This is a genomic window from Chloracidobacterium thermophilum B, from assembly GCF_000226295.1.
GTDB lineage: Bacteria > Acidobacteriota > Blastocatellia > Chloracidobacteriales > Chloracidobacteriaceae > Chloracidobacterium > Chloracidobacterium thermophilum.
In genome coordinates, this window is the sequence record NC_016025.1 from 257110 (window position 1) to 269880 (window position 12771).

Annotated in this window: 11 protein-coding genes; 10 read left to right on the top strand and 1 reads right to left on the bottom strand. The window is 62.9% G+C overall.

The annotated features are described in order from the left end of the window. Window positions 1–52: 52 nt before the first annotated feature. On the top strand, window positions 53–1513 hold the full coding sequence (locus CABTHER_RS12140; protein ID WP_014100949.1) for an amino acid permease: 1461 nt from the start codon (window positions 53–55) through the stop codon (window positions 1511–1513). A gap of 111 nt (window positions 1514–1624) precedes the next feature. Here the strand turns inward: CABTHER_RS12140 and CABTHER_RS12145 are convergent, their stop codons facing one another. Further along, window positions 1625–2932 (bottom strand): nucleotide sugar dehydrogenase, encoded by a 1308-nt coding sequence (locus CABTHER_RS12145; RefSeq protein ID WP_014100950.1) that lies wholly within the window; start codon window positions 2930–2932, stop codon window positions 1625–1627. A gap of 236 nt (window positions 2933–3168) precedes the next feature. Between CABTHER_RS12145 and CABTHER_RS12150 the strand changes: the two genes are divergently transcribed. From CABTHER_RS12150 to CABTHER_RS12190, 9 genes are all read left to right on the top strand, one after another. Further along, window positions 3169–4731 (top strand): sensor histidine kinase, encoded by a 1563-nt coding sequence (locus CABTHER_RS12150; protein WP_014100951.1) that lies wholly within the window; start codon window positions 3169–3171, stop codon window positions 4729–4731. Next, the gene (locus CABTHER_RS12155; RefSeq protein WP_014100952.1) at window positions 4728–6125 is read left to right on the top strand and encodes a sigma-54-dependent transcriptional regulator; all 1398 of its coding nucleotides are present in this window, start codon (window positions 4728–4730) and stop codon (window positions 6123–6125) included. Before CABTHER_RS12150 ends, CABTHER_RS12155 begins: the two co-directional genes overlap by 4 nt. Window positions 6126–6266: 141 nt before the next feature. Continuing rightward, the gene (locus tag CABTHER_RS12160; RefSeq protein ID WP_014100953.1) at window positions 6267–6776 is read left to right on the top strand and encodes an arginine repressor; all 510 of its coding nucleotides are present in this window, start codon (window positions 6267–6269) and stop codon (window positions 6774–6776) included. After that, the gene (locus tag CABTHER_RS12165; RefSeq protein WP_014100954.1) at window positions 6773–7978 is read left to right on the top strand and encodes an argininosuccinate synthase; all 1206 of its coding nucleotides are present in this window, start codon (window positions 6773–6775) and stop codon (window positions 7976–7978) included. Before CABTHER_RS12160 ends, CABTHER_RS12165 begins: the two co-directional genes overlap by 4 nt. A 122-nt stretch (window positions 7979–8100) precedes the next feature. Then, complete coding sequence (locus CABTHER_RS12170) at window positions 8101–8367, top strand: hypothetical protein (protein WP_148264093.1); 267 nt, start codon at window positions 8101–8103, stop codon at window positions 8365–8367. Window positions 8368–8379: 12 nt separating this feature from the next. Further along, window positions 8380–9738: an argininosuccinate lyase gene (gene argH, locus CABTHER_RS12175; RefSeq protein ID WP_014100956.1), complete on the top strand. Its 1359-nt coding sequence runs from the start codon at window positions 8380–8382 to the stop codon at window positions 9736–9738. Next, entirely contained in the window at window positions 9735–10781 is a 1047-nt protein-coding gene (locus CABTHER_RS12180; protein ID WP_014100957.1) for a hypothetical protein, read from the top strand. Before argH ends, CABTHER_RS12180 begins: the two co-directional genes overlap by 4 nt. A 6-nt stretch (window positions 10782–10787) precedes the next feature. Next, window positions 10788–11825 carry an N-acetyl-gamma-glutamyl-phosphate reductase gene (gene argC, locus CABTHER_RS12185; protein ID WP_014100958.1) on the top strand — a complete coding sequence of 346 codons (1038 nt, stop codon included), beginning with the start codon at window positions 10788–10790 and terminating at the stop codon, window positions 11823–11825. Next, entirely contained in the window at window positions 11822–12769 is a 948-nt protein-coding gene (locus CABTHER_RS12190) for an N-acetylornithine carbamoyltransferase (RefSeq protein ID WP_014100959.1), read from the top strand. The genes argC and CABTHER_RS12190 overlap by 4 nt, the downstream gene beginning before the upstream one ends. The last annotated feature ends 2 nt before the right edge of the window (window positions 12770–12771 follow it).

Here is a 12771-nt window from a genome sequence, read left to right on the forward strand (position 1 = left end):
GTCGGCTGCTTGACCTGAATCCATTTCAACTGAACTGATAGAGGAGTGCAGCGTGGCAAATCAGCTCTTCGTCGTCAAATCCATTGATGAACTGCAAGCCCAGTCATCACCAGAACACAGCTCGCTCAAACGAACCCTTGGACCCTTCAACCTGATTACCCTGGGCATCGGCGCTATCATCGGTGCCGGACTGTTTTCCATCACCGGCCTGGCCGCCGGCAACAACGCCGGGCCGGCCGTCACCATTTCCTTCATCATCGCCGCTGTCGGCTGTCTTTTTGCCGGCCTGTGCTACGCCGAGTTTGCCGCGATGATTCCGGTTGCCGGAAGCGCCTACACCTACTCGTACGCCACCATGGGTGAACTCGTCGCCTGGACAATTGGCTGGGACCTCGTGCTGGAATATGCCGTCGGCGCGGCCACCGTCTCCATAAGCTGGTCGCGCTATCTGGTGAAGTTTCTGGAGTACTACAACGTAGTGCTCCCGCCCCAGCTCACCATGTCGCCCTTTGATTCCATCACCACAGCCAACGGCACGACCATCACCGGCGTCGTCAACCTGCCGGCGGTGTTCATCGTCGTGGCCATGTCGCTCATTCTCATCAAGGGAACTCAGGAATCCGCCCTGGTCAACAACCTCATCGTGGCGCTCAAGGTCGGCGTCGTGCTGGCTTTCATCGGGCTGGGCTGGGCGTTTATTGAGCCGAAAAACTATGAACCCTACATCCCACCCAACACGGGTGAGTTCGGCAGCTTCGGCTGGAGCGGCATCATCCGCGCCGCCGGCATTATCTTTTTTGCCTACATTGGTTTCGATGCTGTTTCGACAGCCGCCCAGGAAGCCCGTAACCCACAGCGCGACATGCCGATTGGCATTCTCGGCTCGCTTGGTATCTGTACCGTGCTCTACATCCTGTTTGCACACGTCATGACCGGACTGGCCCACTACACGGAATTTCAAGGGGTCGAAGGAATTGCACCCGTGGCGACAGCCATTGCCCATACGCCCTACAAGTGGCTCAACCAGGGCATCATCCTCGCCATTCTCGCCGGCTACGCCTCAGTCATTCTGGTGATGCTGCTGGGACAGTCGCGGGTCTTTTTCTCGATGTCCTACGACGGGCTGCTGCCGAAGATTTTTTCGGAAGTGCACCCATACTTCCGTACGCCGTGGAAGTCCAACGCGCTGTTTGCCGTTTTCGTCAGCCTCTTTGCCGCCTTTGTGCCAGCGCGCGTCGTGGGCGAGATGACCAGCATTGGCACGCTGTTTGCTTTCATTTTGGTGTGCGCCGGGATCATCGTGTTGCGCTACACGCAGCCGGAGCGGGAGCGGCCCTTCAAAACGCCGTTCGTGCCGGTTGTGCCGGTGCTTGGGATTCTGGTGTGCTTTGCCATGATGGCCGCCCTGCCCCTCGACACCTGGCTGCGGCTCGTCATCTGGATGGCTGCCGGCTATGTCATCTACTTCAACTATGGCATCCGGCACAGCAAGTTGAAGCCGGCTGAAAGCTAGCCCGGCCGGTCGGCGCTTGAGGTCGGCGCTTGAGAACGCTGGGACGGAAACCCCTTCCGGCGAGTAGCTACAGTCAAGGTGTGGTCAGGCTTACAGTGACATCCTTTGGTTTCAGGCCTTGACCACCTTATGCAACAACTCGGCCGGCAGCCCGGCGCAGGCATTGCGGGTGTCCACGACAAGCCGGGCATGCCGGACGACAAAACCGTAATCCAGCCCGTCGTGCGCCGTACAAATCACCACGGCGTCACTGTGCGCCAAAACCGCTTCGGTCAACGGAACCGATGGCGTGCCGGCATAGGCCGGATATTCCCGCATGGCCGGGGCGACCGGGATGTACGGGTCATGAAACTGTACGTTCGCCTGCCGGGCGCGCAGCAGGTCCCAGATGGCAAAGGTCGGGGACTCGCGTGGGTCATCCACATTTTTTTTGTAGGCCAGGCCCAGCAGCAGGATGCTGGCCCCGCGCAGCGCCCGGCCGCGATCCGAAAGGGCTTCCAGCAGGCGCATCACCACGTAGCGCGGCATGCTCGTGTTGATGTCGCCGGCCAGCTCCACAAACTTGGTCTGCACGCCGAACTCCCGTGCCTTCCACGTCAGGTAAAACGGGTCAATGGGGATGCAGTGCCCGCCAAGGCCCGGCCCCGGCTCGAACTTCATGAAGCCAAACGGCTTGGTTTTGGCGGCGTCCAGAACTTCCCACACATCAATGCCCATGGCGTCGAAGACCATTTTGAGTTCGTTGACCATGGCGATGTTGACGCAGCGGAAGATGTTTTCGACGAGTTTCGTGGCCTCGGCCACGCGCGTCGAAGAAACCGGCACCATGGTTTGCACCGCGTGGCGGTACAGCCGGATGCCGGCCGCCAGGCAGTCCGAGGTCAGGCCGCCAATGACCTTGGGAATGTTGCGTGTCCCGAAGTCGGGATTGCCGGGGTCTTCACGCTCCGGCGAATAGACCACATGAAAGTCACGTCCGGCGCGCAATCCTGACCCCCGTTCGAGCCGGGGCACGAGTTCTTCTTCGGTCGTTCCAGGATAGGTCGTGGATTCCAGACTGACGAGTTGCCCGGCCCGCAGATGCGGGGCAACGGCTTCAGCCGTCTGAATGATGAAGGAAAGGTCCGGCTCACGGTGCGCCGTCAGCGGCGTGGGAACGCAGATCAGGATCGCTTCCACGTCGGCAAGCCGGGCCACATCAGCCGTCGCCTGGAACTGCCCGGTCGCCACGGCTTCGGCAATCACGGCTGCAGGGACGTTTCTGATATAACTCCGCCCGGCATTGAGGGTTGTGACCTTGTGCTGGTCAATGTCAAAGCCGATGACCCGGCAGCCGCTGCGAAGAAACTGTACGGCCAGCGGCAGCCCAACGTAGCCCAGACCAACGATGCCGACGGTCGGACAAGCTAGGTGTGACATGAAGGCTCCTCGAAACTACACCAGGTTGCACAAGTCCGCCGGACAGGCGGCTGCGCCACGATACTGTGCCAGAAGGCAAGGTTGAAGTTGTAGGGAACTTGTGACGGTCAGGGCTGCCCGTCAATTCCGCAACAACCCGACAGTGCCCTATGCTTGCCCGCCGGCAGATACATCCGTGACCCGGCGGCGTCGGTTGCCGAACCTGGTCAGTCCCGGAGGTGGGGTCCGTTTCGGCTATGGCCTTGAAACTGCATACCCGGACAACGTTGTTGGCCTCAGCACTCACGATTGCTGTTCTGGGCGCTTTCGTGTGGCTGTCGAACCGTGAACTGGCACGGCTGCTCCGCGATGAGCAGCGCGTGTGGGTCAAACTCCACGCTGTCACGCTCGCCGAGCAGATTGCACGCCTGCCCAATGAACAGCCCGGCCTCAACCGCCTTGTGGCGCTGTCCAAGCAGGCGCGGCCCGACGCCCTGGGTATCCGCGTCTGGGAGCGGTCGGGGAAAAGCTACCAGGTCGTCACGGCCCTGGTCGAAGACGACCTGCCGCCGCCGGACCCGACAGCCGTCGCCAATGCACTGCGGACACCGGCCATGACGAACCTGCCCACTCAACTGCGTCTGAACGGCAGCGGCGGAGATGCCTACTGGATATGCGTGCCCATCAAACGGGCCGGTCGGCCCGAAGGCGCAGTGGAATACATCGAGCGAATTGGTCTCGCCACAGCCGTACTGACCCGTTACCGCACCCTTGCCCTGTGGTTCGCTCTGGGCTGCGTGCTGGCCATCACCCTGGCGATGAACTGGCTCTTCCGCCGGACGGTCTATGCGCCCATCGAGCGCCTGCTGGCCGCCATGCAGCGCGTGCAGGAAGGTGATCTTTCCGCCACGGTGGAAGTCCGCACCCAGGATGAACTGGGACGGCTCGCCGACGGCTACAACCGGATGCTGGCGCAGGTCCGCGCCATGACCGACGAACGCGAGCAGCAGCGCCAGGAACTGGAAGCCCGTGTAGCCGAAGCCACGGCCGAGCTTTCTGAACGCAATACCCAACTTGAAACGCTCAACCGCGAACTGTGGGAAATGACCCGTCGCTTGACCGACATGGAGCGTCTGGCGGCGGCTGGACAGACGGCAGCCCAGTTGGCCCACGAGGTGGGCACACCGCTCAACCTCATCAGCGGACACGTGCAGCTTCTCGGCGCTGACCTCAACGGCAATCCCAGGGCCCAGGCCCGACTCGAAACCATCAGCCTGCAAATCGAACGCATTGAGCGCATTGTGCGGACGATGCTCGACCGAACCCGGGCCGACACCAGCGAACACCAGTTGCTTGACCTGAACGCTGTCCTGCGCCGGACGTTCGAGCTGATCCAGCCGGCCCTGACCCTGCGCCACATCCATCTGGTGACACAGCTCAGCCCGACGCCGCTGCCCGTGCGCGGCACGGTGGATCAGCTCCAGCAGGTCTTCATCAACCTGTTCAACAACGCCATGGACGCCATGCCTTCCGGTGGGCAACTCACCGTGACCAGCGCCCGGTGGGAAACCGGAACGGGCGTGGAACACTTCGTCATCGAGGTGCGTGACACCGGACAGGGCATGCCCGAAAGCGTACGGACACGCATTTTTGAACCTTTCTTCACGACCAAACCGCGTGGGAGCGGAACCGGACTGGGGCTGGTGGTGGCCCGGCAGATCGTCCGTGAACATGGCGGCGACCTGACGGTAATGAGCCAGCCGGAGCAGGGAACGACCGTCCGGCTTACCTTCCCGCCGGCGACGGAGCCACGCCCATGACCAGACATATTCTCGTAGTGGATGACGACGCCGCTTCGTGTGAGCTGCTGCGTGAAATCTTCACGGCGCGCGGCTGGCAGGTCTCCACGGCCACCACACCGGAAGCCGCCCGCCTGTGCTTTGCCCGGCAGGCTTTTGACCTGGTCATCAGCGACATCAACCTGGAAGCCGAGGCCACGGGACTCGACCTGCTCACTGACTTCCGTGCCCACTGCCCGGTCATTCTCATCACCGGATTCGGAACCCTCGATGCCGCCGTGGCTGCGTTGCGCGACGGCGCGTGGGATTTCATTTCCAAGCCGTTCAAGGTGGATGAGGTCGTGGCGGCCGTCCAATCGGCCCTTGCCCGGAAGGACGAAGCCCGGAAGGGGGAAGCACCGGCGGCTGCGCCGGCCGTAGGCCTGGCCGATGCGTCCGGCCTGGTCGGGCGCTCGGCAGCCATGGTGGCGCTGTACAAAGAAATTGCGCGGGTGGCACCCACGCGCTCGACGGTGCTGGTGCTGGGGGAGTCCGGCACGGGGAAGGAACTCGTCGCCCGGGCCATTCACCGGCATAGCCCACGGTCAGGCGGCCCCTTCATCCCGGTCAACTGCGGCGCTTTGCCGGAACCGCTGCTTGAAGCCGAACTGTTCGGACACGTCCGTGGGGCGTTCACCAGCGCCGTGGCCGACCGCCGGGGCCTGTGGGAGGAAGCCCATCACGGAACGCTTTTTCTGGACGAAATCGGCGACCTTCCGCTGCCGATGCAGGTCAAGCTGCTCCGGGCCTTGCAGGAAGGGGAAGTCCGCCGCCTGGGGGCGGCGCGGCCGCAGCAGGTGGATGTCCGGGTCATTGCCGCCACCAACCGCGCCCTCGAAGCCGAAGTCGCCGCCGGACGCTTCCGGGAAGACCTGTACTACCGGCTCAGTACGGTTACGCTGCACGTGCCGCCCCTGCGCCAGCGGCGTGACGATTTGCCGCTACTGGCCGAGGCCTTTCTGCGCCAGGCGGCACAGACCGTGGGACGCCACCTGTGGTTTGAACCGGCAACGCTCACCGTTCTGGCGGCCTACGACTTTCCCGGCAACGTCCGTGAACTCCAATCCGTGATTGAGTACGCGGCGCTCCACGCCCGCGATGACGTTATCCGCCCGGAAGATTTGCCGCTCAAACTGCAACCCGTGAAGCCGTCCGTCCCGGACACATCTCCGGCCGGGAGCGACCCGAACCCCTTTGCCGACCTGCCGACGCTGGATGAACTGGAGCGGCGTTACCTGACCTATGTGCTCGAAGCCGTCAGCGGCCACCGTACGCGCGCTGCCGAAGTGCTCGGCGTTGATCGCCGGACGCTGTACCGCATGGCTGAACGGCTGGGTGTCAAGCTGACCGATGACCGGGGCCTGGACGAACCCTGATGACTGCCGGAACAAGAGGCGGTTTTTTGCATATCTATGCTTGACAGGTGCATAAATATGCGTAATATCCGCCGTTCGTTCCGCAAGCCGGAAGCGTTTGCCGGCCAAAGCGACAGAAGAAGGGGGACCCGGCGGGCTGCAATGGACAAATCCGCGCGTCAGCAGGCGTTACTGGAGATCATTTGCCAGGAGCGACTCAGTACCCAGGCGGAACTGTGTGCGGCGCTGGCTGCCCGGTACGGCATCACCTGTGACCAGGGCACCATCTCGCGCGACATCAAGGAACTGGGAATCGTGCGACTGACGGATGCCAGTGGCAGCTACTACGGGCGGCTGGCGGGCAGTCTGCCCAGCTCAAACGAGGCGTTTTTGTTGTCGCGGCTGGTGCGGCGCGTCGCGGACGCGGGAAATCTGGTTGTGGTGCACACCGACGCCGCCAATGCCCATCCGGTGGCCGAGGCGCTCGACCGGCTGGCGTTCCCGGAGGTTGTGGGCACGGTGGCCGGTGACAATACGGTGCTGGTCGTCGTCAAAACGGCAGGTAAGGCGCGGCGGGTGATGGAGCGGATTATGACGATTGCCGGTCTGGACAGCGGGCCGCACAATGGAAACAAGCGCGAGCGAAAAAAGGGAGGGAAATCCGCGAAATGAAAAAAATAGCCCTGGCCTACAGCGGCGGCCTCGATACGAGCGTCATTCTGGCGTGGCTGAAGGAAACCTACGGCGTGCCGGTGGTGGCGTTCGTGGCCGATGTCGGGCAGAACGAAGACCTGGCTGCAGTGCGGGAAAAGGCGCTGGCAACCGGGGCGGATGAGGTCGTTGTGGCGGATGTCAGGGAAGAGTTCGTGCGCGACTACGTGTTTCCGGCGCTGGCGGCGCATGCCGTGTATGAAGGCTCCTACCTGCTGGGGACGGCGCTGGCCCGGCCGGTCATTGCCAAAGCACTCGTCGCGGCGGCGCGGGCGACCGGCTGTGACGCGATTGCCCACGGAGCAACGGGCAAGGGCAACGATCAGGTACGCTTTGAGTTGACCGTGGCCGCCCTGGCGCCGGAGCTGGGCATCATCGCGCCCTGGCGCACCTGGTCGTTTGTGGGGAGGCGTGACCTGCTGGCCTATGCCGAACAGCATGGCATTCCGACGCCGGTCACGGCCGAAAAGCCCTACTCGACCGATGCCAACGCCATGCACATCAGCTATGAAGGCGGTGTACTGGAAGACCCTTGGCAGGCGCCGCCGGAGGGGATGTTTCAGTGGACGACCGATCCCGAAAAAGCTCCCGATGAACCGGCTTTTGTTGAAATTGCCTTCGAGCGCGGACGGCCCGTGGCCATTGATGGCGAGGCGCTGTCACCCTTCCGGCTGCTGGAGCGCGCCAACGCGCTGGGAGCGCGTCATGGGATTGGGCGCGTGGACATCGTTGAAAACCGCTTCATCGGGCTGAAGTCACGCGGCGTCTATGAAACGCCGGGTGCGACGCTGCTGATGCAGGCACACCGGGCGGTGGAGTCGCTGACGCTCGACCGCGAAGTGGCCCATTTCAAGGAAACGCTGGGTCTGAAATTTGCCGAACTGGTCTATAACGGCTTCTGGTTTTCGCCTGAAATGGAGTTGTTGCGGGCGACCCTGACGCACACTCAACGGAACGTAACCGGAACGGCGCGTTTAAAGCTCTACAAGGGCGCGGCCTATGTTGTCGGTCGGAAGTCGCCGGTTGGTCTCTATAATGCCGAGGCGGTGAGTTTCGAGACGCGCCCGCAGGTTGCACCGGCCGACGCCGGAGGCTTCATCGCCATCCATTCCTTACGTTTGCGGCAGCAGGCTCGCCTGTCTTCCGAAGACAGTGCGGGCTGAGGGTTTACGAGCGCGATGCGTTGCTGAAACGCCGAGTTTACGCATCGCCCCCATCGTATCGCGCACCTTGTCGGGTGCGGCGAAGGTCTCTACTGGAAATGTTCTTGATGGAGGTGCCGCCGATGCCGTTGTTTCCGTTTGCTGTTTCTGCCCGGTCTGCTGTGGGAAAAGCCCGTCACCAGTCGCTTTTCTGGGAAGAAGTGCTGGCGACACTGGGATTTATGCTGGCCATAACGACGGCATTGGTTGTGGTGTTTGGAACGTTGCCGTCAGCGCGCATCAACCTGTTGACCCATGCTGCGTTTGCCCTGCTGACGGTGGCGCTCTTCGGGCTGGAGGTGACGACCTACCAGCACCTGTTTGCCAAACAATCTGTCCGGGATGAGTGAGGATAACCGCCGATGAGTGCTGACGTATCCAACGCCCAGGCGCTGCGGGCGGCTTTTACTGCGCCGATGCAGGAGGAGATCGCCCGCTTCGTCGCTTCGGTGGAGGAAGACCGGCATCTGCTCGATGCCGATCTGCGCGGCTCGCTCGCGCACGTCGCCATGCTTGAAGCCTGCGGCATTCTGACGGCCGAACAGGCAGCGCGCCTGCGCCAGGGACTGGAGCAGATTCGCGCCGAAGGTCTTGAGCTCGATCCGGCCTACGAAGATGTGCACATGAACGTCGAACGGCGGCTGGAAGAGCTGGTTGGCGAGGATGCCCGCCTGCTGCATACGGCGCGCAGCCGCAATGATCAGGTGGCGCTGGATTTGCGGCTCTACGTACGCGACTGCGAGAACCGGTTGCGGAAGGCGCTGGATGAGCTGACAACGGCGCTGGTGGACAAGGCGGAAGCCTATGCTGATGTCGTCCTGCCGGGCTACACGCATCTTCAGCGGGCGCAGCCGGTTTCGCTGGCGCACGTCCTGCTGGCTTACCATGCGGCACTGGGGCGCGACCGGGAGCGGCTGCGGCAACCGCTGATTTCACCGCTGGGCGCCGGAGCGCTGGCCGGTACGGCCATTCCCATTGATCCACACCGGACGGCACAGGAACTGGGCGCTGACGGTGTGTTCAGCAATGCGCTCGATGCGGTCACGGACCGGGATTTCGCGGTGGCGTTCGTGTTTGCCAGCGCGCTGCTGGCCGTCCATCTCTCGCAGCTTGCCGAGACGCTCATCCTGTGGTGTTCGCAGGAGTTCAACTTCATCCGCCTGCCGGATGAGCTGACGACCGGCTCCAGCCTGATGCCCCAGAAGAAAAACCCGGATTGCCTGGAGCTGGTGCGCGGGCGGGCCGGGCAGTGCATTGGCGAGCTGGTCAACCTGTTGACCACGCTCAAGGGACTGCCAACCGGATACAACCGGGATTTGCAGGAAACGAAACCGCCGGTGATCCGGGTCAGTGCGACGGTGCTGGCTTCGGTCAAGGTTTGTACGCTGGCCGTGCAGCACATGACGGTTCACCGTGAAGTCATGCGTCAGGCGGCGTCAGATGAAAAGCTGTATGCCACTGACCTGGTTGAGCAACTGGTTTCCCAGGGGGTTCCGTTTCGGACGGCCTACGCCACGATTGGCAATTTGGTACGGCGCGGAGTAGCCTTTTCACAAGTCGCAGCGGATGAATGGGCAACGCTCGGTCTGCGCGTCATGCCTGAAACCTTGACCCCGGAACAGTCCATTGCCGGACGTGCTTCCCACGGAGGCACGTCGCCAGGGCGAATTGCCGACCAGATTGCTGCGGCGCGCGCCACGCGCCGGGAGGACGTACCATGAAACGAGGTTCTTCAACGCTTCGGGCGCTTATTGGCGAAGGTGTCTCCATCCAGCCGCAGTCCACGCCGCGACTGGGCGACGTGGTGGCCGTGGAGGTGCTTACCATCAACCAGAACTATCCACACCTTGAACTGATTGATGGGACTACGGTTCCGCTGACTGTCGGCGAACGCATCATCGGGGTGCTCGGCTCACGTCAGGCGTTGCGTGGCTTCGTCGGCTGTGTTCCCGAAACCCTGGCGGAAGGCGATGAGCTTTCGATTCTCAATGTGGGTGGGGTCATCGGCAGGTTCCTTGATGCCACGACGGCGCTTGGGGAAGCCACGCGCGTGCGTTATCTCGGCACGCTGTGCGACGAGCGCGGCACGGTCAACCTGGAACGTGATGCCCTGCCGGCGGCGAGTCATCTGCTGCGGCGGCGTCCGATTGTGCTGGTGGTGGGAACGTGCATGAACGTCGGCAAAACGGTTACGGCGGCGGAACTCATCCGCGTGGCGACGGCGCATGGCTATCGCGTCGGGGCAGCCAAGCTGTCGGGCGTCGGGGCGATCCGGGACCTCAAAAAGTTCGAGGCCGCCGGTGCCGTGGATGTCAAGAGCTTCCTTGACTGCGGGCTGCCCTCGACGGTGGATGCTGCAGACCTGGCACCCATCGTCAAAACCGTTGCCAACGCACTCGATGGCGATCTGCTCGTCTTTGAGTTGGGCGACGGCATCTTTGGGCACTATCGGGTGGATTCGGTCATTGCCGACGCGGACATCATGGCGTCGGTGGCCGCCGTCGTCGTCTGCGCCGGAGACCTGATGGGCGCCTATGGCGCGCGTCTCTATCTGGAGCCGCTCGGCGTGCGGATTGCCGCTTTCAGCGGTCTGGCAACGGAAAACATTTCCGGCTCCGATTACCTGGAAAAGCATCTTGGCATTCCAGCCGTCAACGGCCTGAAGTACCCTGAAAAACTCTTTGCCACGCTCGATTTGACTGGCAGCCTGCTGCGTATGGCGACGCCAGCCGCCTGTTACGAAACAGGCGTTGCCGTGGCCTGATAACGAATGGTTGCAGCGTCATCCACATCGGCGGCGCGGCGGCGCGTCGCCGTCATCGGCGCCTCCGGTTACATTGGTGGAGAACTCCTCCGCCTGCTGTTGGCGCATCCGCAGGTGTCTGTCGTCGCCATCACCGGGCGGGAAGCGGCTGGGAAACCTCTGGACGCCGTTCATCCGCATCTGACGGGAACCGGGCTGGTGTTTGCTCCGCTGACCGAAACCGGCGGCGCGGAAGTTGTCTTTCTGGCCCTGCCCAACGGTGAAGCCATGACGCACATTGACGCACTTGCCGGAGAGGCGCGCATTGTGGATGCCTCGGCTGATTTCCGGCTGCATGACCGGTCGGTGTATGCCGCAACCTACGGGCGGCCACATGCGGCAGTGGCGTGGCTCCCACGCTTCGTCTATGGCCTGCCGGAGCTGTTCCGCGAAGACATCCGCCGGGCGCACTATGTGGCGGCACCGGGCTGTTTTGCCACGGCGGTCACGCTGGCTTTGTACCCACTCGTCGCTGCCGGTTGGCTGGAACAGGCTTTTGTCAACGGTATCACCGGCTCTTCGGGAGCGGGGGCCAGCCCACGGCCAACGACGCACCATCCCTTCCGGGCGGACGCCCTGTTTGCCTACGAGCCGTTCACCCATCGGCACGTGCCCGAAATTGCCCAGGCCCTGCGGCTCAAAACCGGACAGGAAGTTGACTTTGTCTTCCAGCCGCACTCCGGCCCGTTTGTGCGGGGGATTCTCGTCACCGTCTATGCCCGGTTGCGCCAGAACCTTTCACCCGAAGGGCTGCACCGGCTCTACGCGGAACACTATGCCGACGCGCCTTTCATCCGCCTGCGTGAGACACCGCCCAACATCAAGTGGGTTGGTGGGACGAACTACTGTGACCTTGGGCTGGCCGTCCGTGGGCAAACGGCCATCGTCTGGGCGGCGCTGGACAATGTCATCAAAGGCGGCGGCGGGCAGGCGCTCCAGTGCTTCAACCTCATGCATGGTCTGCCTGAAACGCTCGGTCTGACCGCTTTTGCGTGCAATCCATGAGACACTTCATCAACACCGGGGACTATGACCGCGCCACACTCGAAACGATTTTGACGCATGCCATGACGCACCGTGGCGAGCGTTCAACAGCCCTGAGTGGGCGGACCGTCGCGCTGATGTTCTTTGACAGCTCACTTCGCACCCGCGCCAGTTTTGCCGTCGGTATTGCGCAACTGGGCGGGACTTCTGTCACCTTCGAGGTCGGGCGCGGAACCTGGAATCTGGAATACCAGGAAGGCGTCGTCATGGACGGCGACAAACCGGAGCACATTGCCGACGCCGCGCAGGTGCTTTCGCGCTACTTTGATGTGCTGGCCATCCGTTGTTTCCCGTCCCTGAAGCGGCCCGAAGAGGACGCGGCCGATCCGGTCATCGAGGCCTTCCGGCGGTATGCCACGGTTCCGGTCATCAACCTCGAATCGGCGCTGTACCATCCCTGCCAGGCCATGGCCGACATGCTGACCATCCGGGAGCGTTTCGGGCGGACGGAAGGCGTACGGGTCGCGCTGGCGTGGACGCCACATATCAAGGCGCTGCCCACGGCGGTGCCGAACTCGTTTGCGCTGGTGGCCGCGCAGCTTGGCTGCCGGCTGACCATCGTGGCCCCGCCGGAGTTTCCGCTGCCGGACGTGGTCATGGAGCGTCTCGGTGATGTCGAGGTCGTGCATGACCAGTCGGTGCTGGCCCGGCAGGATGTGGTCTATGCCAAGTCCTGGGCGTCGCTGGTGAATTACGGCGCACCGCCGCCAGCACGCTATCGGGACTGGATACTGACACCGGAAAAACTCGGTTCAGCGCGGTTTCTGCACTGCCTGCCGCTGCGGCGCAACGTCGAGGTGACGGACGCGGTGCTGGCATCGGCGCAGAACGATTGTTACGACGAAGCCGAAAACCGGCTGCACGTCCAGAAATCCATTTTGCAGTTTTGTTTGCATCTGATTTGACG